Consider the following 25908-nt stretch of genomic DNA (forward strand, 5'->3'; position numbering starts at 1 on the left):
TCCTGCCGCGCCTGCTTTGTCGGCACATCGGCTGTAGCGCGGCACGGGTGGCTACGAGACCACGAGCCACAGGATCATCGAGACTGCCGCGATGACGACCGCCCAATAATACCAGTCCTGCCATGTCATCGGCGAAAGCGGCCGCATTGCGTCGCGCGCCTCCCGCGCTCTGCCATTTTACTCCCGAGTTGACGGAAATTACATGGGGCGCGGACCCGTCCCATCGGTGCGGCGCCGCTGCCCGACATCGCAGCCAAGCAGACAGCCCGCATCGAAGACCTGCGTCCGCCAGGGGCCGGTCGGCGTGCCGGTTTGCCGGTTCATCGCGTTTCGCGTTCGGCAAGCTCGATCAGGTTTTGAAGGGCCGCCAGGCCCAGTCCGTTGATGTGCTTGCGGCCACGCGCGATGTCGATCCGCATCGCGATCTTTGCGGCATCGGCACCGCGAAGATCGGCCAGCCGCTCGATGCCGATCTCTTCGAGATAGCCGATCATTTTCGGGCCGATCGAATAGGCCCGCGACATCGACTTGCGTTCATCTTGCGAGATCATGCGCGGCATCTCCCGGCTGCAACATTGACGCCCAACCGTTTCTTAATCGCTGTCCATTACATGCTGTGAGCGAAAATCGCGGAAGATGGAGTGTGTTGAGTTGCGTTTTTCCGCAGCGATGACGGCCGAACGGTGGCTGCCGGGGCAGATTGCCTCGCGCATCACGCCGTTGCTGCGCCGCGTCGACGCCGTGCTTTTCAGCCCCGACGAGCGTAGCGAAGCCGGCCGCATGTCGCTGATCGCCTTTGCCGTGCGCATCGTCAGCGCTGCGATTGCCTTCGTCAGCCAGGTGCTGCTGGCCCGCTGGATGGGCGGTTTCGAATACGGTATCTTCGTGCTCGTCTGGGTGTCGATGGTCATCGTCGGCTCGCTGTCCTGCTTCGGCTTCCACACCTCCGTCATCCGCTTCATTCCCGAGTATCGCGAAAAGGGCATGCTCGCCGAATTGCGCGGCGTGCTGTTTGCCAGCCGCCTTTTCGTGCTGATCGCCTCGACGGTGATCGCGGCGTCGGGCATGGCCGGCGTGTGGTTTTTCTCCGGCAGGATCGAAAGCTACTACGTCGTACCGTTCTTCCTCGGCATGTTCTGCCTGCCGATGCTGGCGCTGTCGGATGTGCTGCAAGGGCTGGCGCGCGCCAATTCCTGGGCCTTTTCCGCGCTCGTGCCGACCTACATCGTGCGGCCGGTGCTGATCCTGGTGTTCATGGCGGCGGCACTTCTGGCAGGCTTCGCGCCGACCGCCGAGACCGCCGTCCTCGCCTCGATCGCCGCCACCTATGTCACCACCATCGCCCAGTTCGCCCGTGTCGCCTCGCGCGCCGACAAGCGCGTTCCCGCCGGGCCGCGCAGCATCCAGCTTAATTACTGGCTGAAGATCTCGCTGCCGATCTTCCTGGTCGAGAGCTTCTTTTTCCTGCTCACCAATGCCGATGTGCTGATGGTCGGCTTCTACATGGAGCCGGACCGTGTCGCGGTCTATTTCGCCACGGTGAAGACGCTGGCGCTGGTCCATTTCGTCTATTTCGCCGTCAAGGCGGGCGTTGCCCAGCGCTATGCGCAGATTGCCCATGGCGAGCCGGAGAAGCTGGCCGGCTTTGCCCGCGAGACCGTGTCGTGGACGTTCTGGCCGTCGCTGGCAATGGGGCTTCTGGTGCTGTTGCTCGGCGAGCCTTTGCTCGGCATGTTCGGCCCCGGCTTCGACGCAGGTTATCCGTTGCTGTTCCTGCTCGTCGCCGCGGTGGTGGCGCGCTCGGCTGTCGGCCCGTGCGAAAGCCTGCTGACCATGAGCGGCCATCAGAATGTCTGTGCCATGGTCTATGCCGCCACGCTGGCCCTTAACATCGGCCTCAACGTCGCCTTGATTCCCACGCTCGGCCTGTGGGGCGCGGCGATCGCCACTTCGGCGGCGATGATCTTCGAGGCGACCGCGCTGTCGTTCACCGTATGGCGCAAGCTCGGCATCGTCATGGTGCTGTTCATCCCCGTCCGAAGCGCAATGGAGAAAGCCTGATGGTAGCCATCCCGCTTCTCGAAGAGACCAGCGGCGGCCCGGCCGGCTCGATGATCGCCGGCATTGCCGGTGTTCCGACCGATCTCGCCGATCTCGCCCACCTTGAACTGACCGCCAGCGAGCGGCCGCTCAGGCGGCTTGCCATCTATCCGGCCTCCGCCGGCTTCGACCTGGTCGAGGAACTTGACCACCTCTGCGCCCGCACCATCGAGCCCAATGTCTTTTTCAATCCGCGTTTCCTGGCGCCCGCCATGCCGAGGCTCGAGGACCGCGAAGTGCGGCTCGCCGTCATCCGCGACGGCAACGAATTCCGCAGCCGGTTGAGGCTGCTCGTGCCCTATTCGATCGAGAAGCCGGCGGTGCCGCTCGGCGTGCCGGTGATGCGGACCTGGTCGAGCCCGTTCGGGCCGCTCGGCACGCCGCTGCTCGACCGCGACGACCCCGAAGGCGTGATCGCCGATTTCTTCGCCATGCTGGCGCGGCCGCATCTCAAGCTGCCGAAGGTGTTCGTGCTGCCCGACATGCGGCTGGACGGTGCCGCCGCCCGCATCCTGAGCGCGACGGCCGAAAGCCGGGGCCTGCCGCTGGTCATCACCGGCCAGTTCGAACGCTCCTTCCTCGAAAGCGAACTCGACGGCGACGATTACCTCAAGGCCGCGCTCGGCAATCGCCACTACAAGGAATTTCGGCGGCTCGAACGCCGGCTCGCCGAACAGGGTGTGGTCGAGCACAAGGTTGCCCGCACCCAGGACGACGTGCGCCACGCCATCGAACAGTTCCTGACGCTGGAGGCATCCGGCTGGAAGGGCCGCCGGCGCACCGCCATGGCCATCGACCGCTACCGTGCCGCCTTCGCCCGCGAGGCGGTGCACCGGATGTCCGAACAGGACATGTGCCGCATCCATTCGCTGACGCTCGACGGGCGCACCATCGCCAGCCTCGTCGTCTTCGTCGAGGCCGGTGTCGCCTACACCTGGAAGACCGCCTACGACGAGACCTTGTCGGGCTACTCGCCCGGCACGCTGCTGATGATGGCGGTCACGGCGCAGCACCTCGACGACCCCAACATCATGACCACCGATTCCTGCGCCGTGCCCGACCACCCGCTGGTCGGCCGGATGTGGAGCGAGCGCAAGTCGATGGGCACCATCGTCGTCGGGCTGACGCCCGGCGCCGACCGCGTCACGCGCCAGGCGGCCTCGCAACTGCATCTCTATCGCGAGACACGCAAGCTCGCGGTCAAGCTGCGCGACCGGATGCGCAGCCTGCTGAAGCGCTAGAGGGCTTTCGCCTCGCGCTTGGCCCTGTCGCGGAAGATCCGGCGAATGACCTTGCCGGTGGTGGTCAGCGGCATCGAATCGACGAACTCGACCTCGCGCGGATATTCGTGCGCCGACAGCCGCTCGCGCACCCAGAGCCGGATCTCCTCGGCGAGGGCGGCATCGCCGGCAATCCCGTCCTTGAGCACGACATAGGCCTTGACGATCTCGGTGCGCAGGGCATCCGGCTTGCCGACGGCAGCGGCCAGCGCGACGGCGGGATGGCCGGTCAGGCAATCCTCGATCTCGCCGGGGCCGATGCGGAAGCCGGCCGAGGTGATGACGTCGTCGTCGCGGCCGAAGAAGGTGACGTAGCCGTCCTGATCCTCGATGCCCTGGTCGCCTGTCGTCATCCACTCGCCGATGAACTTCTTTTCGGTCGCTTCCGGGCTTTGCCAGTATTCGAGGAACATCACCGGGTTCGGCCGGGCAATGGCGATCTGGCCGGGCTCGCCGGCAGGCACGCGCCTGCCGGTGTCGTCGACGATGGCGACATGGTGGCCGGGCACCGCCTTGCCGATGGCGCCGCCGCGGCTGACGCCGAGGGCGGCACAGGAGGCGAGCACGGCATTGCATTCGGTCTGGCCGTAGAACTCGTTGACCGTGAGGCCGAGCTCGGCGGCAGCCCAGTCATAGGTCTCGCGGCCGAGCGCTTCGCCGGCCGAGCCGACGCTGCGCAGGCTAAGCCGGAAGCGCCTGCGGATATCAGGCACGGTCTTCAGCATCCTGAGCGCCGTCGGCGGGATGAAGGCGTTGCGCACGCCCATCTTCTCGACCAGCACGAGCGCTGCCTCGGGGTCGAACTTGTCGAAGCGGGCGGACACCACCGGCAGGCCGAAATAGAGGCCGGGCAGCAAGAGGTTGAGCAGGCCGCCGGCCCAGGCCCAGTCGGCCGGGGTCCACATCAGGTCGCCGGGCTGCGGCAGGAACTCATGCGCCATCTGGATGCCCGGCAGGTGCCCGAGCAGCACGCGATGGCCGTGCAGCGCGCCCTTGGGCGGCCCCGTTGTGCCCGAGGTGAAGATCATCATCGCCGGATCATCGGGGCCGGTATCTGCGGCAGTAAAATCGGGCGACTGCGACGCGACGAGGCGATGGAAGTCATCCAGCCCGCCGCCGCCAACGACGACGATGGTTTCGAGACCGGGCAGCCGGCCCGCGACCTGGCCGACCTTGGCGAAACCGGCCTCGTTGGTGACGATGGCCCGCACGCCTGCCGTTTGCAGCCGGTATTCGAGTGCCTCGACGCCGAACAACAGCGCCAGCGGAACGGCAATGGCGCCGAGCTTGTAGATGGCGACATGGGCGATGGCCGTCTCGAAGCTCTGCGGCAGCAGCAGCGCCACGCGGTCGCCGCGGCGCACGCCGCGTGACCTCAGCGCATTGGCAAAGGCGTTGGAGCGCCGGGACAACTCGCCGAAGGAGAGTTTTTCCGCCGCCCCTTCGACACGGTAGTCGAGGAGCGCTGTACGTTCAGGGTCGATCGCCGCCCAGCGGTCGGAAACGGCGGTGCCGATGTTGAATTTGTGCGGTATTTTCCAGCGGAAGTCGCGGTAGAGGGCGTCGTAGGTGTCACGCCGTTCGAGCATGGACGGTCGTCTCCGCTCCTCCGCGAGTGGTTTGGCGCCGGGCCTGAAGCTCCAGGCGCCGTGGACAGGCATTTCGCGTAGCGCCTGCCCCCGTTGGCGTCAAGTGACGGCCGTCAGCGATGAGCGCCCAGGTAGCTAGGTTCGGCGTAGCGCTGTCCGGCCCGCGAGGGCAGGTACAGTTGCAGCAGAAACAGCAGCACCAGCACCGGCAACCACATCTCGTTGATCTCCTCCAGCGCGCGGGCGTACTTCATTGCCGTTTCGGGCAAGACGCTGCCGGCCTCCTTGAACCACCGGGGAATGGCGTCGAGGATCTTCAGCGCCGGCAAATAGAGGGCAAGCACGATCGCGCCATAGAAGGCTGGCGGCCTCTCGACCATCAACTCCCTGATGCGATCCCGCGATTTGCGCAGCAAAACCACGAGCATCGTGCCGATCAAGAGGATGGCCGCTGCACTTGCGAGTTTCTCCATGACCGGCACTTCCGGCCGGAGATATTGGCGAAGATTGAAGAGGCCGTATGTCGAAAAGGCATGATGCCAGTCCAGTTCGCGAACCCCGAGGAGCAGCGCGCCCAAGGCGATCAGCCCAGCCAGCCCGCCCCGGCGAAACCAGATGCCGGCGGCAACGATCGCAACGACAAAATGCAGGACCGCGCTCGCCACCTCGACAGGCCCGTTTTCCTGCAGCAAGACAGCAGCCGTGTCCGCCGACATCACGGCCGCAGTGAGCAGGCTCAGGGCGACCCCGGACAATGCGACCCAGAACAACAAGAAGGGGGAGTGGAGGAAATAAGGTGGGCTGAATTCGTGGTCTGGATGCAATTTCAATTCTCGGTAGGCTATCTGAAAGGAATGTCTTTCTAACAGGCTTCTGGATCGGGACCAGACATCTGTGATCACAATGGGGTCATCAGAGGCGGTTGACGACGCGGCAATGCATCGGGATTTCCTGGATCGGCAGTCCGCCGCGAAATCGTAGCCCTATGCCTCAAACAGAAACGGCGGCCGCTAGGCCGCCGTTTCATCACCATCGTGTTGCCGCCGGTCAGGCGAAGGTGCCGTGGCAGTGCTTGTATTTCTTGCCCGAACCGCACGGGCAGGCCTCGTTGCGCGAAACCTTGCCCCAGGTCGAGGGATCGTTGGGGTCGCGGTCTTCGGCAGCCACGACGCGCGAATCCTGCAGCACGGCGATCGAACCCTCGCCGAAATCGTCCTCGCCGGTGGTGCCATCGATGTGGTGGCCGTGCATCTCGGGCGCTTCCGGCGGCGGGGCGTCGGCGGCCTGGCGCACCAGTTCGACGCGCATCAGCTGGGCGGTGACGGCCTGGCGCAGGTTGCCGAGCATCGCCTGGAACAGCTCGAAGGCCTCGCCCTTGTATTCGTTGAGCGGGTCGCGCTGGGCGTAGCCGCGGAAGCCGACGACCGAGCGCAGGTGGTCGAGGTTGACCAGATGCTCGCGCCACAGATGATCGATCGTCTGCAGCACCACGGAGCGTTCGACATAAGTCATGACCTCGGGGCCGAAGCGCTCGGCGCGGTCGGCGGCGGCCTTGTCGGCTTCGGCGGTGATGCGCTCGCGCACCTCTTCCTCGGCGATGCCTTCTTCTTTGGCCCACTCCTCGATCGGCAGATCGAGGTTGAGCGACTGGATCACGCCTTCCTTGAGGCCTGCGACATCCCACTGCTCGGCATAGGCGTTTTCGGGGATGTGCTTGGCGACGAGATCGTCGATCACATCGTGGCGCATCTCGGCGACGGTCTCGGTCAGGCTGGTCGCGTCCATCAGCTCGATGCGCTGCTCGAACACCACCTTGCGCTGGTCGTTCGACACGTCGTCGTACTTCAGCAGGTTCTTGCGGATGTCGAAGTTGCGGGCCTCAACCTTTTTCTGCGCCTTTTCCAGCGCCTTGTTGATCCAGGGGTGGACGATCGCCTCGTCTTCCTTCAGGCCGAGCTTGGTCAGCATGCCGTCCATGCGCTCGGAGCCGAAGATGCGCATCAGATCGTCCTGCAGCGACAGGAAGAACTTCGAGCGGCCCGGATCGCCCTGGCGGCCGGAGCGGCCGCGCAGCTGGTTGTCGATGCGGCGGCTTTCATGGCGCTCTGTGGCAAGCACATAGAGGCCGCCGGCCGCGAGTGCCTTTTCTTTGAGCCGGGCGACGTCCTCGCGGATCGTCTTTTCGCGAGCGTCGCGCTCGGCGCCTTCCGGCACGCCGGCCAGTTCCTCGGCAATGCGCATGTCGGCGTTGCCGCCGAGCTGGATGTCGGTGCCGCGGCCGGCCATGTTGGTGGCAATCGTGATGGCGCCGGGCTTGCCGGCCTGGGCGACGATCGCCGCCTCGCGCTCGTGGTGGCGGGCATTCAGGACCTCGAAGTCCTTGAAGCCGTCCCTGCGCAGGCGCTCGGCGAGCTGCTCGGATTTCTCGATCGAGGTCGTGCCGACCAGCGTCGGCTGGCCCTTGGCGTTGGCTTCCTTGATCTCGCGGACGATCGCCTTGTACTTCTCCTCGACCGTCCGGTAGACCTCGTCGTCCTCGTCGATACGGCTGACGGGCAGGTTGGTCGGCACCTCGGTGACGTCGAGATTGTAGATGTTGCCGAATTCTTCCGCTTCGGTCAGCGCCGTACCGGTCATGCCGGCGAGCTTTTCGTACATGCGGAAATAGTTCTGGAAGGTGACCGAGGCCAGCGTCTGGTTCTCAGGCTGGATCGACACGTGCTCCTTGGCTTCCAGCGCCTGGTGCAGGCCTTCGGAGAAGCGGCGACCCGGCATCATGCGGCCGGTGAACTCGTCGATGATGACGATTTCGTTGTCCTTGACGATGTAGTCCTTGTCCTTCTGGAACAGGCGGTGCGCCTTGAGCGCATTGTTGACGTGGTGCACCAGGGCGACGTTTTCGATGTCGTAGAGCGACTCGCCCTTCAGCAGGCCCGCCTCGCGCAGCATGTTCTCCATCTTCTCGGTGCCTTCTTCGGTGAAGATGGCAGTCTTCTGCTTCTCGTCGACTTCGTAGTCGGACGGAACCATGTGGAGAAGGAAGGCGTCGACCGTGTTGTACATTTCCGAACGGTCCTCGAGCGGACCGGAAATGATCAGCGGTGTACGGGCCTCGTCGACCAGGATCGAGTCGACCTCGTCGACGATGGCGAAGAAGTGGCCGCGCTGCACCATCTGGGCGCGCTCGTACTTCATGTTGTCGCGCAGATAGTCGAAGCCGAGCTCGTTGTTGGTGGCGTAGGTGATGTCGCAGCCATAGGCGGCGCGGCGCTCTTCGTCCGACAGGCCGTGCACGATGATGCCGACCGAAAGGCCGAGGAACTTGTAGAGCCGGCCCATCCATTCGGCGTCGCGGCTGGCGAGATAGTCGTTGACGGTAACGACGTGCACGCCCTTGCCGGTCAGGGCGTTGAGATAGACGGGCAGGGTGGCGACCAGGGTCTTGCCTTCGCCGGTGCGCATCTCGGCGATGCCACGGCCGTGCAGCACCATGCCGCCGATCATCTGGACGTCGAAGGGACGCATGCCGAGCGCGCGCTTGGCGCCTTCGCGCACGGTGGCGAACGCCGGTATCAGCAGGTCGTCGAGGGTCGCCCCGTTGGCAAGATCCTGCCGAAACTGCTCGGTTCTCGCCCGAAGCTGGTCGTCGGTCAGTGCCTGCAGTTCATTTTCCAGTGCATTTATCGCTTCCACCCGGGGTCGGGTCGATTTGACGCGACGGTCGTTGGAGGAACCGAAAATCTTACGGGCGAGACCGCCGAGACTGACCATCAAGTGGCCCTTTCAATTCGAATGAAGCCGACTGTCCGCCGGCCGTACCTGCCGGGGATAAGGCGGTGGCAGGTACAACACGAAAAGCGCCCGGAAAACGGTTCTGGACGCGAAGACGATGGACAGATAAGAGGGGGCACAACTTATGTCAACGTTGCAGAGAGCCTGCCGAAGACGCCAAATTCCGCCACATTCAGGTGGATTTGGAAGTGCGTCATCCCCCATCGGAGAGTTTAGATGTCTTTTTCGTTCCGTAGCGCCTCGCTTGCCCGCGTCGGGCTTGCAGCCGGGCTCGTGGCGCTGTCGTCGCTGCCTCTCGCCGCTCAGGAGACCGCACCGGCAGCTCAGCCCGCGGCCCCTGCGGCTCCTGCGGCGGCACCGGTGGATCCCAACACGATCGTGGCCACTGTCAACGGCCAGGACGTCACCGAAGCCGACATCGCGCTGGCCGAAACCGACCTCGGCGCCCAGTTCGGCCGCCTGCCGCCCGAGCAGCGCCGCGCCGCGGCCCTGTCGTCGATCATCGAGATCAGGCTGATGGCGGCCCAGGCGTTGGAAAAGGGCCTCGACAAGGACGCCGACTTCCAGCGCCGCATGGCCTTCCTCGACCAGCGCGCGCTGCATGGCGAACTGGTCGAGAAGGAAGTCGCCGGCAAGGTCACCGACGACGAGATCCGTGCCCGCTACGACAAGGAAATCGCGGCCCAGAAGCCGGTCAACGAGGTTCATGCCCGCCACATCCTGGTCAAGTCCAAGGAAGAGGCCGACGCGATCATCAAGAAGCTCGAAGGCGGCGAAGACTTCCAGAAGCTCGCCAACGAAAACACCACTGACCCGTCGGGCAAGACCTCGGGTGGTGACCTCGGCTTCTTCGGCCCCGGCCAGATGGTGCCGGAATTCGAAAAGGCAGCATTCGCGCTCGAAGTCGGCGCCTACACCAAGGAGCCGGTGCAGAGCCAGTTCGGCTGGCACATCATCAAGGTCGAGGACAAGCGCTCCCAGCAGCCGCCGGCGTTCGACGCGGTCAAGGAAGAGGTCAAGTCGCTGGTGATCCGCGAGAAGTACATCGATCTGGTCAAGCAGATCCGCGCCGCCGGCAAGGTCGAAGTCACCGACCCCACGCTGAAGAAGGCGATCGACGCCATCGACGCCTCGAAGTAATTCCTGGCCTCAATTCAAAAAGGGCGGCGTCGGTTGGCGCCGCCCTTTTTTATTGACGGTTCGCGCGATCTGACTGTCGCTCTGGCGTGTTTTCGTCTTTGCGGTGGCCGAATGACCCGAGGCAGTGTCGTTGGCAGGATGAGGTTGCTCGGTTGCGCTGGGCCTGACCGTACCGTTAAGGAGCCTCGCATGCCGTCGGCTGATCTGATCCTCGCGTTCCTTGCGACGGCGGCGATCTTCGCCTTCATCCCCGGGCCGGCCATGCTCTATGCCGCAGCCCAGACCATGGCGCGCGGGCGCCGTTCAGGCTTCATGGCGGCGTTGGGCATCCACATCGGCGGCTATGTGCATGTCGTTGCCGCCGCGGCTGGCCTGTCGATCCTGTTCCATGCCGTTCCGTGGCTCTACATGGCGGTCAAGCTCGCGGGCGCTGCATATCTAGTATGGCTCGGCGTTTCCATGTTCCGCGGCCGCAAGCAGGGCGATTTCGACCCGTCTGGTGTTGGTCAAAAGTCCGGTCGTCGCGCCTTTGTCGAGAGCGTTGCCGTGGAAGTGCTCAATCCCAAGACGGCCATCTTCTTCATGGCCTTCCTGCCGCAGTTCATCGACGCGTCCGCGACCTTTCCGGTATGGTTGCAGTTCCTCATCTTCGGGTTGCTGGTCAACACGATGTTCACGATCGCCGACGTTGCCGGGGTGGTGCTGGCCGGCTTCCTGATCGGCCGGCTCCGGCGTTCGAGCCGGGCGCAAAGGCTGATGCAGCGCGTCGGCGGTGCGGTGCTTGTTGGCCTCGGTGTGCACGTCGCCCTTCAACGGAACTGAGCGCGCCGAGGCTAGCCTCAAGCTTTGATGCCGTTGACGATCATGGCGATCGCCCGGCGCAACGTGGCGTCGTCTTCGTCCAGCCGGCCGGTCAGCAGGTGCACCCAGGCATAAGAAGCGACCAGGTCGGCGACCTGCTCGGGATCGACATGCGCGGCAACCTCGCCGCGCGCCTTGGCCCGGGCAACGAGCTTGCCGGTGTTGGCCCTGCGCCCGGCGGCGTAGTCGGCCAGCGCTTCGGCGGCGGAGGGATCCGACTGGGCTTCGGCAAGCAGCGAGCGGAAGATGCCGCCCGATGGCGTCTCGCGCCAGTGGACGAACAGGCTCCTGGCAAAGCCGAACAGGTCTTCCTCGATGCTGCCGGTGTCGGGATAATCGACGTCGCGCTTCTGGCGCTGGTAGACCTCGAGCAGCAGCGACGCCTTGTTTGGCCACCAGCGGTATATCGTCGGCTTGCCGGCGCGGGCGCGACGGGCGACGGCTTCTATCGAAAAGCCTGAATAGCCGTTTTCGATCAGCACGGCCTCGGCCGCCTCGAGGATGGCGTCGGCGCTTTCGGGGCTGCGCCGGGCGCCGATCGATTTCCGCGCCCCCTCTTGCTCGATGCTCATCATGCTCTCCGGTTCGTCGATAAATCCATACACCACCTCTTGACGAAACGAAACGGCCCGTTTTATATAACGAAACGTTTCGTTCCGATGGAGATTGAAATGACCGCTTCCCAGACCCGCTTTTCCCGCCCACGCTTTGCCCTGATGGTGCTGATCGGCGTCTATCCGCTGATCACGGCTCTTCTCTACCTGGTCATGCCGCTGACCGACGGCTGGACGATCTGGCAGCGCACGCTGCTGATTGCGCCACTGATGGTGGCGACGATGATCTGGGGGCTCATCCCTGCCGTCCAGCGCCTGTTCCGCGGCTTTCTCAATCCGGCGGTGCATTGAGGCTGGACCACGCCTTCGTGAGGTGAAACGCCTTGCGAAGGCTCGCGCGATCGGGCAAACGGTGCCGACTTCAACCGTTTCCCGAGCCCGCAGAGGTTCTCATGTCGACTGCCGTTTCCCCGCTTGCACCGAAGAAATATCCCAAGATGCCCGCCATCGACGGCGTGCGCATCGCCACCGCCGAAGCTGGGATCAAGTACAAGGGCCGCACCGACGTGCTGGCCATGGTGTTCGACGAGGGCACGACGGCTGCAGGCGTCTTCACCCGTTCCAAGTGCCCGTCGGCGCCGGTCGATTTCTGCCGCCAGAACCTTTCGGGCGGCAAGGCGCGCATTCTCGTGGTCAACTCCGGCAACGCCAATGCGTTTACCGGCAAGAAGGGCCGCGAGACGACTTCGCTGACCGGCCAGGCGGCCGCCAAGGCCGCAGGCTGCACGCCGGGCGACGTCTTCCTCGCCTCCACCGGCGTCATCGGCGAGCCGCTGGATGCCGGCAAGTTCAGCCACCTGCTGTCCGGCATGGTCAAGGACGCACGGTCCGACCAGTGGACCGAGGCCGCCAAGGCGATCATGACCACCGACACCTATCCCAAGGTGGTGACCGCGACCGTCAAGCTCGGCGACACCGACGTCACCATCAACGGCATCGCCAAGGGTGCCGGCATGATCGCGCCCGACATGGCGACGATGCTGTCCTTCGTCGCCACCGACGCGCCGATTGCTGCAAACGTGCTGCAGGACATGCTGTCGCGCGGCACCGCCAAGACCTTCAACGCTGTGACCGTCGACAGCGATACCTCGACGTCGGACACGCTGATGCTGTTTGCCACCGGTGCTGCGGCCAAGCGCGGCGCGCCGAAGATTTCCGATCCCAAGGATGCACGCCTCGGCGCCTTCCGCCGCGCGTTCAACAAGATGCTCAAGACGCTGGCGCTGCAGGTCGTGCGCGACGGCGAGGGCGCGCGCAAGCAGGTCGAAGTCACCGTCACCGGCGCCAAGTCGGCGCGTTCGGCCAAGCGTATTGCGCTGTCCATCGCCAATTCGCCGCTGGTCAAGACCGCGGTTGCCGGCGAGGACGCCAATTGGGGTCGCGTCGTCATGGCCGTCGGCAAGGCCGGCGAGCCGGCCGACCGCGACCTGCTGTCGATCTGGTTCGGCGACAACCGCCTCGCCCACAATGGCGAGCGCGACCCCGGCTATTCGGAAGCGGCGACGTCGGCCTACATGAAGGGCGACAACATCGCCATCCGCGCCGACATCGGCATTGGCCGCGGCAAGGCGACCGTCTGGACCTGCGACCTGACCAAGGAATATGTTGCCATCAACGGCGACTACCGGAGCTGACAGCAGCGTGAACCAGAACCGCCCGTCGCACGAACTTGCCATCGTCCGCCGCTACGAGGCGGCGGGGTTTCGCGCCTGGCCCGCGGCGGCGGTGCATTATGACGGCACTTGGCTGGTGCGGCTGACCGCAGGGCATCCGGCCAAGCGGCTCAATTCCGTCAACCCGCTCGACCCGGCCGACATCCGCAGCATTCCCGACCGCATCGCCCGCGCCAGCCGCCGTTTCGAGGCTTATGGCCGGCCGCTCACCTTCCGCATGTCGCCCCTGTCGGGGCCGGCAATCGCCGCCCATCTCGACCGCGAGCGCTGGAGCGTGTTCTCGGAATCGATGGTCATGCGGCTTTCGCTCGACGACGGCGTCGTCGAACATGCGATGGACCAGATCCCGCTCAAGGACATCGGCCGTTTCGTCAGCGCCTCGATGGCCGTCCACGGTCTCGACCCGTCGCTGAGGCCGGGCCTGTCCGAGATCATCGGCGCGATCCAGCCGGAGGCCGGCCTGTTCGTGCTCGAACAGGACGAGCAGCCGGTGACGGCCGGCATCTGCGTCCACGACAACGACCTTGCGGGCCTGTTCGAGATCGCCACGACCGAAGCCGAGCGCGGCAAGGGCTTTGGCCACCGGCTGATCCTGTCGGCGCTCAAATGGGCACGCCTCAGGGGCGCGCGCCAAGCCTGGCTGCAGGTCGAAGCCGACAATGTCGGCGCCATCCGCCTCTACAGCAAGATGGGCTTCAAGGAAGTCTATCGCTACCACTATCGCCGTCCGCCGGAGGCCTGACTTGACCCAACAGGGAAAACGCCTGCTGCTCGTGGCCGCCTGCGCGCTCGTCGATGCCGACGGCCGGGTGCTCCTGGCCCAGCGCCCGGAGGGCAAGCAGCTTGCCGGCCTGTGGGAATTTCCCGGCGGCAAGGTCGAGCAGGGCGAGACGCCGGAGGAAACCATCGTGCGGGAGATGCGCGAGGAGATCGGCATCGAAACCAAGATCGCCTGTCTCGCACCGCTGACCTTTGCCAGCCACACCTACGACGACTTCCACCTCCTGATGCCGCTCTATGTCTGCCGCCGCTTCTGGGGCACGCCCGAGCCGCGGGAGGGCCAGGTGCTGAAATGGGTCCGGCCCAGGCAGATGCGCGACTACCCGATGCCGCCCGCCGACGAGCCGCTGATTCCGTTCCTGATCGATCTGCTCTGACGCATATTAGGCAGCGTTAAGGCAAAGTTTATCCAATCGTGAAAAATTGAGTGGCCGCCCGATGCCATGGACCGGGCGGCGACATGGATTTTCGCGGGGGACGTGCCTATGCAGGCTGACAAGGAGTGGGATCTCATCCGCCCCGAGCGCCAGTCCTCGACCGCCAGGGCGAGCGCCGGCATCCTGCGTCTGACGCTTCTGTTCGGTTTCGCCGCCGTCGCGCTGACGCTCATTGCAACGCCCTATCTGGCCGACCGCATGCGACCGTCCATCGGCCAGGCGCGCCTCGACGGGCTGGATTATTTCTCGACGGGTTCGGTCGGCCGCAACGTCAGCTATACGCTGCGCCGCAGCGTGCTGCAGGATACGCCGCAGTCGGTCTGCGTCATCCGGGACAACGGCCGCCGCAGCGGCCAGTGCTGAGGATGCGTTCGGCACGCTTCATCGCGCGTTAAGGCTACGCCATTAACCTTTCTTAATCTGTCGCTGCTATGGTCTGTTCAACGACAAGGGTGGACGCGACCGATGATCAAGCGATTTCTGAGGGACGAGGGGGGTGCCACGGCGATTGAGTATGGCCTCATCGCTGCTTTGATCGCAGTGGTGATGGCTGGCGGCTTTTCGCATCTGGCCGACCAACTCAGGATCCTCTGGGGCGACAACAACGGCGATATCCAGCAGGGCCTGAACAGGAACTAGCCTGATCCAGGCTAATTCTTGCCTTCCTCGCCGAGCACCTTGGCGAGCGAAACCTGCGCCGAACCCGGCTTGAGCGGCTTCTGCTGCGACGGGTCAGGCGCCCATCCCGACAGCCAGACGAACGAGAAGCTCGCGCGCACGCGCCCGTCGGGGTCGGAAAAGCGCTCGGCATAGATTTCGGCCGCGCGCTGGAACAGGCGCCGCGTAGCCGGCTTGCGCGGGCGGTCGGCCAGCGCGCTGGTCACGCCCATGGCGCGCAGGTCCTGCATCAGCCCGAACATCGTGTCGTATCGCACCGTCACCGCTTCGACGTCGGCGACGGGCAGCGCAAATCCCGCCCGCTGCAACAGCCCGCCCGCGTCGCGCACGTCGGTGAAGGGGATGATGCGCGGGCTCGCCCCGCCGGTCAGCTCGGTTTCGGCCGCCAGCAGGCTTTCGCGCAATTCGGCGAGGGTGCCGGCCCCCGCCAGCACGCCGAGAAACAGCCCGTCCGGCTTCAGCGCCCGCCTGATCTGGATCAGCTGGCCGGGAATGTCGTTGGCCTCCTGCAGCGCCAGCAGCGATACGGCGAGGTCGATGCTGGCAGGCTCCAATGCAATGGTCTCGGGATCGGAGACGATGCCCGGACCACCGCCGAGAAAGCTCTCGTCGGCCTCGACCCGAACCAGTTCGGTCACCTTGCCGCTGGCCGCCAGCACTGCCGTCGCCGCCGGGCTGACCGAGAAGATCGCGGCACCCCGTTCGAACTTGCGCTCCACCGCGGCCAGCCTGTCGGCCAGGTCCTCGGCGGCGCGCGCCATCAGGAAGTCCGCGCCGGCTGTGCCTTGCGCCACTGCGCGCCGGCGGTGGGCGATCACAAGGCTGGCGTCGAATATCGGTTGCACGGGCGATGTCCTTCCTTGCCGGGTTTCTGTTATGGTCGCCCGACCCAAACCTTGTCGTGGCCGATCCGATGCCGGAGATCAAGAGGCTCGCTTTCGCCGTCGCCGCATGGCCGGCGCGCTTGTTGTTTCCTCCGGTTTGCGCGGGCTGCCGGCGGCAGGTGACGCAACCGGGCGCCTTGTGCGGCGCGTGCTGGCCCCGGCTTCGCTTCCTGGAAAAGCCGTGGTGCGAGGTCATGGGCACGCCGTTTGCCCATGATTTCGGCGCCGGTTTCCTGTCGGCCGAGGCGATCGCCAACCCGCCGCCCTTCGCCCGCGCCCGCGCCGCCGTCGCCTATTCCGGCGTCGCCCGGCGCATGGTCCAGGGCCTCAAGTTCCACGACCGCACCGATCTCGCGCCATGGATGGCGCGCTGGATGCTGCGCGCCGGCACCGAACTGACTGCCGATGCGGAGGTCGTGGTGCCGGTTCCGTTGCACTGGCGCCGATTCTTCTGGCGCCAGTTCAACCAGTCGGCGGAGCTTGCCCGCACAGTTGCCTCGCTCTCCGGCGTGCCTTTTGCCGCCACTGCCGTGCGCCGCGTCAAGCGCACGCGCCAGCAGATCGGCCTCGGCCAGCGCGAGCGCGAAGACAATGTCCGGGCAGCCTTCGTCGTCCCGCCCGAGGCGGAGATCGACATTCGCGGCCGGCGCGTGCTGCTGATCGACGACGTCTACACCACCGGCGCCACCGTCTCGGCAGTCAGCCGGGCGCTCAGGAAGGGCGGCGCGAGCGCTGTCGACGTGCTGACCTTCGCCCGCGTTCTGCCGGGGGACTTCCGACCCGACGACACAGACCCTATATAGTCGACCAAGGACAACGGGTTTCTGTCATGGTCGATGTGACTATCTATACGCGCATGATGTGTGGCTACTGCACTGCGGCGAAGCGCCTTTTGGAGCGCAAGGGCGTTGCATTCACCGAGCATGACGCTAGCTTCTCGCCTGAGCTTCGGCAGGAAATGATCTCGCGCGCCAATGGCCGCGCGACGTTCCCGCAGATTTTCATCGGCAACATCCATGTCGGCGGTTGCGACGACCTGCATGCGCTCGACGCGCAAGGCAGGCTCGACGCCCTTCTGGCAACCGGCGCATAGTTGAGTTGAGGACGGACCATGGCGATTTTCAAGGCGGCAGCGGTGCAGATGCGTTCGGGCAAGGCGCCGGAGCGCAACGTCCGTGATTTCGAAGCTCTGGTGCGCGAGGCTGCCGGGCAGGGTGCCACCTACGTGCAGACGCCCGAGATGACGGGCGCCATCGTCGGCGACAAGGACGCGCGTGCCGCCGCCTTCACCTCGGAGGATCGCGACCTTGTCGTGGCGAGCGGACGCAAGCTCGCCGCAGAACTCGGCATTCACCTGCATGTCGGCTCGACCGCCATCGTGCGCGCCGACGGCAAGCTCGCCAACCGCGCCTTCCTGTTTGGCCCGGACGGTTCGACACTCGCCGTCTACGACAAGATCCACATGTTCGACGTCGACCTCGACAATGGCGAGAGCTGGCGCGAATCTTCCGCCTACGAGCCGGGCACCGAAGCCGTCGTCGCCGACACCGCGCTTGCAAAAATCGGCTTTGCCATCTGCTACGACCTGCGTTTCCCGCAGCTGTTCCGCGCCGAGGCGCTGGCCGGCGCCGAGGTGCTGACCGCGCCTGCCGCCTTCACGCGACAGACCGGCCTTGCCCACTGGCATGTGCTGCTGCGGTCGCGCGCCATCGAAAACGGCGCCTTCGTCATCGCCGCTGGCCAGGGCGGCAAGCATGAGGATGGGCGCGAGACCTTCGGCCATTCGCTGATCATCGATCCATGGGGCCGCATCCTCGCCGAGGCCGCGCATGACGAGCCGGGCGTCATCGTCGCCGAGATCGACACCCAGCATTCGACTGACGCGCGCAAGAAGATCCCCAATCTCAAGAACGCGCGCGACTTCGCGGTGGCGCTGCGTGCTGGCCAGGGAGCGCTCCGGGGAGCCGCATCTTGATCCGCTTTTCGCTCCATTGCGACCATGCGCATGACTTCGAGGGCTGGTTCCGCAGCAACGAGGATTTCGAAACCCAGCGCAAGCGCGGGTTCGTCTCCTGCCCGGAATGCGGCTCGCAGAAGGTCGAAAAGGCGCTGATGGCGCCTGCTGTCTCGACCTCGCGCAAGCAGGAAAAGGTCGCGCTCGCCATGGGCGAGCAGCAGCGCAAGGCCATGGCCGCGCTCAAGGAACTGTCCGAAAAGGTGCGTGAGAACGCCGAGAATGTCGGTGACAAGTTTGCCGAGGAAGCGCGCAAGATCCACTTTGGCGAGACCGAGGCCCGCGGCATCTATGGTGCCGCTACCCTCGACGAAGCCAAGGGCCTCGCCGAAGACGGCATCGACTTCCTGCCGCTGCCGGTTTTTCCCGACGACCGGAACTGATCGGGGTCGACCACCTCTCAATAGCCCTCATGGTGAGCCTGTAGCCTTCATGGTGAGCCTGTAGCCTTCATGGTGAGCCTGTCGACCACGAGGGCGCCGGCGCCCCATCTCGCCTAGCCAGATCATGGTTCGACAGGCCCACCATGAGGAACTAGGCCGGCCGGGCCACGTCACCCTCCCGCCAGGTCAAACGCCTTGCGCAACGTGATGGGCGCGGTGTTGCGCCAGGCGGTCACCAGCGCGCTGCGCAGCGTCGTCTCGTCGGCCGCCGCCAGTACCGCCACTGTCCATCCCTGCTTGCCCCAGCCGCCGTCGACGGGCCGGAAGATCGCGGGCTCGGCGCCGCACATCATTTCCTGCTGGTCGCGCGTCAGCTTGATCACCGCGTTGCCGTCTTCGGGCAGGGTGGCGAAGACGCGGTCGCGGACGCGGAAGTCGGGTTTGCCGAAATGCGATTTCTCGGTCGCCGCAGGCAGTTCCAGGGCGATCCGTCTGACATCGTCAGGTGTCATGGCGAGGTCTCCTCGATCCCGTCATGGTGCGGGATCGAGGCGGACGGCGCAAGCTTGGGCCGTCCTGGCTTTTCCGTGCCTCAGGCCGCCTTTTCCGCCAGCACCATGTAGTTGACGTCCATGTCGCGCGATTTCTGCCAGCGGTCGGCCAGCGGGTTGTAGACCACGCCGGTGCGGTCGATGGTGGCGAGGCCTGCGCCGGTGAGCGCCTTGTCCAGTTCTTCGGGGCGCACGAGCTTGCCGTACTGGTGGGTGCCGCGCGGCAGCCAGCGCAGCACGTATTCGGCGCCGACGATGGCGAGGCCGAGCGCCTTGAAGGTGCGATTGATGGTGGCGACGAACATGATGCCGCCGGGCTTGACCATCTCGCCGCATTTCTTGACGAACAGCTCGACGTCGGCGACGTGCTCGACCACTTCCATGTTGAGGATGATGTCGAATTTCTCGCCGGCGTCGGCAAGGTCCTCGGCCGTCGTGGCTCGATAGTCGATGGTCACGCCGCTTTCGGCAGCATGGATCTTCGCCACTTCGATGTTGGTGGCCGAGGCGTCCGCCCCCACCACTTCGGCGCCCAGGCGGGCCATCGGCTCGCACAACAGGCCGCCGCCGCAGCCGATGTCGAGGATGCGCAGGCCTTCGAAGGGCCGTGCGGCGTGGGTGTCGCGGCCGAAGCGCGCGGCGACCTGGTCGCGGATGTAGCCCAGGCGGATCGGGTTGAACTTGTGCAGCGGGCGGAACTTGCCGTTCGGGTTCCACCATTCGGCGGCTAGCGCCGAGAACCGCTCGACTTCTCCGGCATCGATGGTCGATGGGCGGGGATCTGGCATTGCTGTAGTCTCCTTCGAGCGCAAGGAAGTCGGGTCTGGCGCGGGGATTGTCAAGGCGACAATTCCGCGAGCTGTTCGACACTGCATCGAAATCCGCGGCCGGACTTTGCGCGCCGGCAAAAAAATCGCGCTGATTTGTCTGACCGGGCGTCCTTGCGGAATGCGCGTGTTTTGGCTATGCAGGCCGCGCATTCGGCACCGTGTCGCAGACCGGTGTTTTCACTCATTTTCCGGCCCCCGTGGGGCCGGCGTTCATGGCAAGGGCATTTCGCTTTTATGGCGCGCATCGTGATGAAATTCGGCGGTACGTCCGTCGCCGACATCGCCCGAATCCGCAACGTGGCGCGTCATGTCAAACGCGAGGTCGACGCGGGCCACGAGGTTGCGGTGGTGGTTTCGGCGATGGCCGGCAAGACCAACGAACTGGTTGCCTGGACCCGCGACGCCTCGCCGATGCATGACGCCCGCGAATATGACGCGGTGGTCGCCTCTGGCGAACAGGTGACGGCCGGCCTTTTGGCGCTGGCGCTGCAGAACGTCGGCGTCAACGCCCGCTCCTGGCAGGGCTGGCAGATCCCGATCAAGACCGACAACGCCCATGGCGCTGCACGCATCCTCGACATCGACGGCTCGTTCCTGGTCAAGCGCTTCCAGGAAGGCCAGGTCGCGGTCGTCGCCGGCTTCCAGGGCATCGGCCCGGACAATCGCATCGCGACCCTCGGCCGCGGCGGTTCCGACACCTCGGCCGTCGCAATCGCGGCAGCGGTGAAGGCCGATCGCTGCGATATCTACACCGATGTCGACGGGGTCTATACTACCGATCCGCGCATCGAGCCCAAGGCGCGGCGCCTGTCGCGCATCTCGTTCGAGGAAATGCTCGAGATGGCCTCGCTCGGCGCCAAGGTGCTGCAGGTCCGCTCGGTCGAACTCGCCATGGTGCACAAGGTCCGCACCTTCGTGCGTTCTTCCTTCGAGGATCCCGATGCGCCCGGCATGGGCGATTTCCTCAACCCGCCTGGTACTCTCATTTGTGACGAGGATGAAATCGTGGAACAGCAGGTCGTCACCGGAATTGCCTACGCCAAGGACGAAGCCCAGGTCTCGCTGCGCCGTGTCGCCGATCGGCCGGGCGTGGCCGGAGGCATCTTCGGGCCGCTGGCCGAGGCCAACATCAATGTCGACATGATCGTCCAGAACATTTCCGAGGACGGCAAGTTCACCGACATGACCTTCACCGTGCCGTCGGGCGACGTCAACAAGGCGCTGGCGGTGCTCGAGAAGATCCGCCCCGACATCGGCTACGACGCGGTCCAGCACGACGAGGGCATGTCCAAGGTGTCGGTCATCGGCATCGGCATGCGCAGCCACGCCGGCGTGGCCGCCACGGCCTTCCAGGCGCTGGCTGCCAAGGGCATCAACATCCGCGCCATCACCACGTCGGAGATCAAGATCTCGATCCTTATCGACGGCCCGTACACCGAACTTGCGGTTCGCACTTTGCATTCCGTCTACGGTCTCGATAAGCAGTAGTATCAAGGAGTCGAGCGTCACCGCATTTGCCGGCGTGGCAAGCATGTGCCGCGCCGGGTCCAAACCATTGGAGACGGTGAATGATACGTGACATGGCCGCTGGGCCACGCGTACTTCTGAAACGGCTCCGCGAATTGATGGCGGAGCCCCTCGAGCCACAGGAACGGCTCGACAGGATCGTGCGCGATATCGCCGCCAACATGGTGGCCGAGGTCTGCTCGCTCTACGTGCTGCGCGCCGACTCGGTGCTCGAACTCTACGCCACCGTCGGCCTCAACCCCAATGCGGTCCACCTCGCCCAGCTGCGTCTCGGCCAGGGCCTCGTCGGCACGATCGCGGCGAGCGCGCGCGCGCTCAACCTGTCCAACGCCCAGGAACATCCCGCCTTCGCCTACCTGCCGGAAACGGGCGAGGAGATCTACCATTCCTTCCTCGGCGTGCCGGTGCTCAGGGCAGGGCGCACGCTCGGCGTTCTCGTCGTCCAGAACAAGACGATGCGGCATTACCGCGACGACGAGATCGAGGCGCTCGAAACCACCGCCATGGTCATCGCCGAGATGATCGCGTCGGGCGACATCGCCCGGCTCAGCCGGCCCGGCCTCGAACTCGACATGTCGCGCCCGGCTAGCTTCACCGGCATCGCCTTCAACGAAGGCGTCGGGCTTGGCCATGTCGTGCTGCACGAGCCGCGCATCGTCGTCACCAACCTGTTCAACGAGGACAGCGACGAGGAGCTGCGCCGGCTCGAGGATGCGCTCGGCTCGCTGCGCCTGTCGATCGACGACATGCTGGAGCGCCGCGACGTCGCCTTCGAGGGCGAGCACCGCGAGGTTCTCGAAGCCTACCGCATGTTCGCCAACGACCGTGGCTGGGTGCGCCGCCTCGAAGAGGCGATCCGCAACGGCCTGACGGCGGAAGCGGCGGTGGAGAAGGTGCAGAGCGACATGCGCGCCCGCATGCTGCACATGACCGACCCCTATCTGCGCGAACGGATGAGCGATTTCGACGATCTCGCCAACCGCCTGCTGCGCCAGCTGATGGGCCGCGGTCCCGAGACGATCGCAGCCTCCTTGCCCAAGGACGCCATCATCGTCGCCCGCTCGATGGGCGCTGCCGAACTGCTCGACTATCCGCGCGACAGAATGCGCGGCCTGGTGCTGGAGGACGGTGCGCCGACCAGCCACGTCGTCATCGTCGCGCGCGCCATGGGCATTCCCGTCGCCGGCCAGATGAAGGGCGCCGTTTCCATGTCGGAAAACGGCGATCCGATCATCGTCGATGGCGAAGAGGGCATTATCCATCTCAGGCCGCAGCCCGATCTCGAGGCGGCCTATGCCGAAAAGGTGCGTTTCCGCGCCCGCCGGCAGGAGCTCTATCGCGAACTGCGCAAGAAGCCGTCGGAAACCAAGGACGGCGTCAAGGTCGACCTGTTGATGAACGCCGGCCTCGCCGTCGACCTGCCGCAGCTCGCCGAGGCGGGCGCTGCCGGCATCGGCCTGTTCCGCACCGAACTGCAGTTCATGGTGGCGTCGACCTTCCCGCGCGCCGAAGCGCAGGAGAAGCTCTACCGCGACGTGCTCGACATCGCCCGCGGACGCCCCGTCACCTTCCGCACCATCGACATCGGCGGCGACAAGGTGCTGCCCTATTTCAAGGGCTCGGCGCAGGAGGAGGAGAACCCGGCACTCGGCTGGCGCGCCATCCGCCTGACGCTCGACCGCCCCGGCCTGCTGCGCACTCAGGTCCGCGCGCTGCTCAAGGCTGCCGGCGGGCGCGAGCTCAAGGTCATGCTGCCGATGGTCACCGAGCTGTCGGAAATCGCCCAGGCGCGCGAGATCATCGACCGCGAGGTGCGCCACCTGTCGCGCTTCGCCCATCACCTGCCGACCAGCCTGAAGCTCGGCGCCATGATCGAGGTGCCGTCGCTGCTGTGGCAGCTCGACGAGCTGATGCAGTCCGTCGACTTCGTCTCGGTCGGCTCCAACGACCTGTTCCAGTTCGTCATGGCCGCCGACCGCGGCAACACCCAGCTCGCCGACCGCTTCGACCCGTTGTCGGTGCCGTTCCTCAGGGTGCTCAAGCAGATCGCCGACGCCGGCGCGCGCAACCACACCCCGGTCACGCTGTGCGGCGAGCTCGCCGGCAAGCCGATCTCGGCGATGGCGCTGCTGGGCGTCGGCTACCGCTCGATCTCCATGTCCCCGGCCTCCATCGGCCCGGTCAAGGCGATGCTGACGGAACTTCCTCTCGGCGAGCTGAAATCCTTCCTCGACGACAATCTTTCCGGACCTGCCGCCAACCTGCCGATGCGCGCGTTGCTCCAGGCCTTTGCGGACGACCGTTCCATACCCCTATGATCAGCCTGCCCCACGACAGAATGGACCAAGTCGTCAAGCGCTTCGACATGCTCGAAGCCCAGATGGCTGCCGGCCCCGAGCCGGACGCCTATGTGAAGATGGCGTCCGAATATTCCGACATCCAGGACCTCGTCGGCAAGATTCGCGCCCTGCGCGGCGCCGAGCAGGAACTGGCCGACCTCGACGCCATGCTCGACGACAAGGGCACCGACGCCGAGATGCGGGCGCTTGCCGAGATGGACAAGCCCGAGGTCGAGGAGCGCATCGAGGAGTTGCAGCGCGACATCCAGATCCTGCTGCTGCCCAAGGACGCCGCCGACGAGAAGAACGCCATCCTCGAAATTCGCGCCGGCACCGGCGGCGACGAGGCTGCGCTGTTCGCTGGCGACCTGTACCGCATGTACGAGCGCTACGCCACCTCGAAGGGCTGGCGTTTCGAGGTCGTCTCGGCCAGCGACGGCGATGCCGGCGGCTTCAAGGAAATCATCGCCGGGGTCTCCGGCAAGGGCGTGTTCGCGCATCTCAAGTTCGAGTCGGGCGTGCATCGCGTCCAGCGCGTTCCGGCGACCGAGGGCAGCGGCCGCATCCATACGTCGGCCGCCACCGTTGCGGTCCTGCCGGAAGCCGAGGAGGTCGACATCGACATCCGCGCCGAGGACATCCGCATCGACACCATGCGCGCCTCGGGTTCGGGCGGCCAGCACGTCAACACCACCGACTCGGCGGTGCGCATCACCCACTTGCCGACCGGCATCATGGTGGTCCAGGCAGAAAAGTCGCAGCACCAGAACCGGGCGCGGGCCATGCAGATCCTGCGCGCCCGCCTCTACGACATGGAGCGCAGCCGCGCCGACGAGGAGCGCTCCTCGTCGCGCAAGTCGCAGGTCGGCTCCGGCGACCGGTCCGAGCGCATCCGCACCTACAACTTCCCGCAGGGGCGGCTGACCGACCACCGCATCAACCTGACGCTCTACAAGCTCGACCGGGTGATGATGGGCGAACTCGACGAGGTCGTCGATGCGCTGATCGCCGACCACCAGTCGAAGCTTCTGGCCGACATGGGTTCGGATGGCTGAGATTGCCGTCCAACCGGCAGCAAAGAACATGCGAGTATGCATGCGGTGGCTTACCCCCACCCCTAACCCCTCCCCAGAAGGGGGAGGGGGACTGGTTCGCCGGCCTTTCTGCCCAAGCCGTCACCGTCAGACCGGACGCCATGGTAGCGTGAGATTCCCCTCCCCCTTGTGGGGAGGGGTTAGGGGTGGGGGTACTTTCATCGCCGAGTATGTGGGGCGAGTGGCCGTATGAACCGCTCCGAAACTCTCGCCTCACTTCACCTTTCCGCCCGTCGTCGCCTCGCCGATGCTGGTATTGAGAGCTCCGCGTTGGACGCCCGGCTGATCGTCGAACACTTCACTGGCACATCGCGCACGGATGCGGTGCTGCGTCCCGATGCGCCGGTGGCCGACACCATCGCTCGCGAGATCGAGGCCGCCCTTGATCGCCGCATCTCGGGCGAACCTGTCCACCGCATTCTCGGCTATCGCGAGTTTTACGGCATGCGGCTCAGCCTCTCCACAGAGACGCTGGAGCCGCGCCCGGATACCGAAACGCTCGTCGATGCCGTCTTGCCCTTCGTCCACGAGACGGCGGCGGGCGAGGACATCTGCCGCATCCTCGACCTCGGCACCGGCACCGGGGCCATCGCGCTTGCGCTCGTCACCCAGGAGCCCCGTGCGGTGGCCGTCGGCGCCGACATCTCCGACGATGCGCTGGCCACCGCAGCGGCAAATGCCGGGCATCTGGGCGTCTCCGCGCGCTTTTCGGCAAAAAAATCCGATTGGTTTTCACATATTGATGGTCTGCACCATTTAATCGTCTCGAATCCTCCCTATATATCCTCATCAGAGATCGAGGATTTGCAGAACGAGGTTCGCAATTTTGATCCGCGCCGCGCGCTCGACGGTGGCCCGGACGGTCTTGAGCCATACAGAACCATAGCGTCGGGTGCTGCGCGCCATCTTGAAAAAGATGGCCTTGTCGGACTTGAGATCGGGCACGACCAGCGCCACGACGTGACGAGCATATTCGAGCGAGCCGGTTACGAATTGCTGTCCCATTACAAGGACTTGGGTGGCAATGACCGGGTGCTGGTGTTCCGGCTCCAAGCACGGCCAGACGGGTCTAAAAAAACCGCTTGGCAACGAAAGTGAATGCCGCTAGTTTCCGGCAACCGGATGAGACGAAGCAGGCAGTGCTGTTAAACGATTCGGTTTCCTTCGAAACTAGCTGCCTTCTTGCGTAGACGACGCTCTAGCTTCGTGCGGGGATCGTCCGGCAAGTGACATGAAACCGAAACAGGATGGCATGTGGCGCTGACGCAAGGATTTTGCGGGCGATCACGGGCGGAAAGATACGAAACGGCAGGCCGCCTAAGTGCCCCCGTTCGGATGAATT

Annotated in this window: 26 protein-coding genes; 18 read left to right on the forward strand and 8 right to left on the reverse strand. The window is 65.3% G+C overall.

Annotation, left to right across the window (positions count from 1 at the left end):
• Positions 1-320: 320 nt before the first annotated feature.
• Positions 321-551 carry a hypothetical protein gene (locus GGR00_RS26590; protein WP_055975682.1) on the reverse strand — a complete coding sequence of 77 codons (231 nt, stop codon included), beginning with the start codon at positions 549-551 and terminating at the stop codon, positions 321-323.
• 100 nt (positions 552-651) lie between these two features.
• Between GGR00_RS26590 and GGR00_RS26595 the strand changes: the two genes are divergently transcribed.
• Positions 652-2061 carry a lipopolysaccharide biosynthesis protein gene (locus tag GGR00_RS26595; RefSeq protein ID WP_055975614.1) on the forward strand — a complete coding sequence of 470 codons (1410 nt, stop codon included), beginning with the start codon at positions 652-654 and terminating at the stop codon, positions 2059-2061.
• Positions 2061-3341, forward strand: coding sequence for a GNAT family N-acetyltransferase (locus GGR00_RS26600; RefSeq protein WP_055975611.1), 1281 nt, complete (start codon positions 2061-2063; stop codon positions 3339-3341). The genes GGR00_RS26595 and GGR00_RS26600 overlap by 1 nt, the downstream gene beginning before the upstream one ends.
• On the opposite strand, the gene GGR00_RS26605 is transcribed toward GGR00_RS26600, so the two are convergent.
• The 3 genes from GGR00_RS26605 to secA all read right to left on the reverse strand — a co-directional run bounded on the left by GGR00_RS26605 (position 3338) and on the right by secA (position 8740).
• Positions 3338-4969, reverse strand: coding sequence for an AMP-binding protein (locus GGR00_RS26605; protein ID WP_184702408.1), 1632 nt, complete (start codon positions 4967-4969; stop codon positions 3338-3340). The genes GGR00_RS26600 and GGR00_RS26605 overlap by 4 nt on opposite strands.
• A gap of 113 nt (positions 4970-5082) precedes the next feature.
• On the reverse strand, positions 5083-5793 hold the full coding sequence (locus GGR00_RS26610; protein WP_184702410.1) for a hypothetical protein: 711 nt from the start codon (positions 5791-5793) through the stop codon (positions 5083-5085).
• Positions 5794-6016: 223 nt separating this feature from the next.
• The gene (gene secA / locus GGR00_RS26615) at positions 6017-8740 is read right to left on the reverse strand and encodes a preprotein translocase subunit SecA (RefSeq protein WP_184702445.1); all 2724 of its coding nucleotides are present in this window, start codon (positions 8738-8740) and stop codon (positions 6017-6019) included.
• Positions 8741-8977: 237 nt separating this feature from the next.
• Between secA and GGR00_RS26620 the strand changes: the two genes are divergently transcribed.
• Together GGR00_RS26620 and GGR00_RS26625 are read left to right on the forward strand one after the other, a co-directional pair.
• Positions 8978-9901 carry a peptidylprolyl isomerase gene (locus GGR00_RS26620; RefSeq protein WP_184702412.1) on the forward strand — a complete coding sequence of 308 codons (924 nt, stop codon included), beginning with the start codon at positions 8978-8980 and terminating at the stop codon, positions 9899-9901.
• A gap of 189 nt (positions 9902-10090) precedes the next feature.
• Positions 10091-10723, forward strand: a complete 633-nt coding sequence (locus GGR00_RS26625) for a LysE family translocator (protein ID WP_055975598.1) — start codon at positions 10091-10093, stop codon at positions 10721-10723.
• 17 nt (positions 10724-10740) lie between these two features.
• On the opposite strand, the gene GGR00_RS26630 is transcribed toward GGR00_RS26625, so the two are convergent.
• Entirely contained in the window at positions 10741-11334 is a 594-nt protein-coding gene (locus GGR00_RS26630; protein ID WP_184702414.1) for a TetR/AcrR family transcriptional regulator, read from the reverse strand.
• A 99-nt stretch (positions 11335-11433) separates the two neighbouring features.
• Here GGR00_RS26630 and GGR00_RS26635 point away from each other — a divergent pair, with 99 nt between their 5' ends.
• The 6 genes from GGR00_RS26635 to GGR00_RS26660 all read left to right on the forward strand — a co-directional run bounded on the left by GGR00_RS26635 (position 11434) and on the right by GGR00_RS26660 (position 14905).
• A complete protein-coding gene (locus tag GGR00_RS26635) occupies positions 11434-11667 on the forward strand; it encodes a putative antibiotic biosynthesis monooxygenase (RefSeq protein ID WP_246441677.1) in 234 nt (77 codons plus the stop codon).
• 101 nt (positions 11668-11768) lie between these two features.
• Positions 11769-13010: a bifunctional glutamate N-acetyltransferase/amino-acid acetyltransferase ArgJ gene (gene argJ / locus GGR00_RS26640; protein ID WP_055975592.1), complete on the forward strand. Its 1242-nt coding sequence runs from the start codon at positions 11769-11771 to the stop codon at positions 13008-13010.
• 7 nt (positions 13011-13017) lie between these two features.
• Positions 13018-13791, forward strand: a complete 774-nt coding sequence (locus GGR00_RS26645) for a GNAT family N-acetyltransferase (RefSeq protein ID WP_055975589.1) — start codon at positions 13018-13020, stop codon at positions 13789-13791.
• Position 13792: 1 nt separating this feature from the next.
• Entirely contained in the window at positions 13793-14206 is a 414-nt protein-coding gene (locus GGR00_RS26650) for a (deoxy)nucleoside triphosphate pyrophosphohydrolase (protein WP_156381236.1), read from the forward strand.
• 108 nt (positions 14207-14314) lie between these two features.
• Positions 14315-14629 (forward strand): hypothetical protein, encoded by a 315-nt coding sequence (locus tag GGR00_RS26655; protein WP_055975586.1) that lies wholly within the window; start codon positions 14315-14317, stop codon positions 14627-14629.
• Positions 14630-14731: 102 nt separating this feature from the next.
• Entirely contained in the window at positions 14732-14905 is a 174-nt protein-coding gene (locus GGR00_RS26660; protein ID WP_055975584.1) for a Flp family type IVb pilin, read from the forward strand.
• An 11-nt stretch (positions 14906-14916) separates the two neighbouring features.
• On the opposite strand, the gene GGR00_RS26665 is transcribed toward GGR00_RS26660, so the two are convergent.
• The gene (locus tag GGR00_RS26665; RefSeq protein ID WP_184702418.1) at positions 14917-15789 is read right to left on the reverse strand and encodes a methyltransferase domain-containing protein; all 873 of its coding nucleotides are present in this window, start codon (positions 15787-15789) and stop codon (positions 14917-14919) included.
• 56 nt (positions 15790-15845) lie between these two features.
• On the opposite strand from GGR00_RS26665, the gene GGR00_RS26670 reads away from it, so the two are divergent.
• The 4 genes from GGR00_RS26670 to GGR00_RS26685 are packed head-to-tail and all read left to right on the forward strand — an operon-like array spanning position 15846 to position 18225.
• Positions 15846-16631: a double zinc ribbon domain-containing protein gene (locus GGR00_RS26670; RefSeq protein WP_184702447.1), complete on the forward strand. Its 786-nt coding sequence runs from the start codon at positions 15846-15848 to the stop codon at positions 16629-16631.
• Between the two features lie 26 nt (positions 16632-16657).
• Positions 16658-16921, forward strand: coding sequence for a glutaredoxin 3 (gene grxC, locus GGR00_RS26675; RefSeq protein WP_184702420.1), 264 nt, complete (start codon positions 16658-16660; stop codon positions 16919-16921).
• 18 nt (positions 16922-16939) lie between these two features.
• Positions 16940-17803 carry a carbon-nitrogen hydrolase family protein gene (locus GGR00_RS26680; protein WP_184702422.1) on the forward strand — a complete coding sequence of 288 codons (864 nt, stop codon included), beginning with the start codon at positions 16940-16942 and terminating at the stop codon, positions 17801-17803.
• On the forward strand, positions 17800-18225 hold the full coding sequence (locus GGR00_RS26685; protein ID WP_055975571.1) for a DUF1178 family protein: 426 nt from the start codon (positions 17800-17802) through the stop codon (positions 18223-18225). The genes GGR00_RS26680 and GGR00_RS26685 overlap by 4 nt, the downstream gene beginning before the upstream one ends.
• 170 nt (positions 18226-18395) lie before the next feature.
• Here GGR00_RS26685 and GGR00_RS26690 read toward each other — a convergent pair whose 3' ends face one another.
• Together GGR00_RS26690 and ubiG are read right to left on the reverse strand one after the other, a co-directional pair.
• Complete coding sequence (locus GGR00_RS26690) at positions 18396-18737, reverse strand: MmcQ/YjbR family DNA-binding protein (RefSeq protein WP_184702424.1); 342 nt, start codon at positions 18735-18737, stop codon at positions 18396-18398.
• 80 nt (positions 18738-18817) lie between these two features.
• Positions 18818-19564, reverse strand: coding sequence for a bifunctional 2-polyprenyl-6-hydroxyphenol methylase/3-demethylubiquinol 3-O-methyltransferase UbiG (gene ubiG / locus GGR00_RS26695; RefSeq protein WP_055975565.1), 747 nt, complete (start codon positions 19562-19564; stop codon positions 18818-18820).
• Positions 19565-19840: 276 nt separating this feature from the next.
• Between ubiG and GGR00_RS26700 the strand changes: the two genes are divergently transcribed.
• From GGR00_RS26700 to prmC, 4 genes are all read left to right on the forward strand, one after another.
• Positions 19841-21094: an aspartate kinase gene (locus GGR00_RS26700; protein ID WP_055975562.1), complete on the forward strand. Its 1254-nt coding sequence runs from the start codon at positions 19841-19843 to the stop codon at positions 21092-21094.
• Between the two features lie 80 nt (positions 21095-21174).
• Positions 21175-23451 carry a phosphoenolpyruvate--protein phosphotransferase gene (gene ptsP / locus GGR00_RS26705; protein WP_210309554.1) on the forward strand — a complete coding sequence of 759 codons (2277 nt, stop codon included), beginning with the start codon at positions 21175-21177 and terminating at the stop codon, positions 23449-23451.
• The gene (gene prfA / locus GGR00_RS26710; RefSeq protein ID WP_055975559.1) at positions 23448-24527 is read left to right on the forward strand and encodes a peptide chain release factor 1; all 1080 of its coding nucleotides are present in this window, start codon (positions 23448-23450) and stop codon (positions 24525-24527) included. Before ptsP ends, prfA begins: the two co-directional genes overlap by 4 nt.
• 228 nt (positions 24528-24755) lie before the next feature.
• On the forward strand, positions 24756-25664 hold the full coding sequence (gene prmC, locus GGR00_RS26715; protein ID WP_055975556.1) for a peptide chain release factor N(5)-glutamine methyltransferase: 909 nt from the start codon (positions 24756-24758) through the stop codon (positions 25662-25664).
• Positions 25665-25908: the final 244 nt, after the last annotated feature.

Origin of the sequence: Aminobacter aganoensis, assembly GCF_014206975.1 — a bacterium.
Classification (GTDB): domain Bacteria; phylum Pseudomonadota; class Alphaproteobacteria; order Rhizobiales; family Rhizobiaceae; genus Aminobacter; species Aminobacter aganoensis.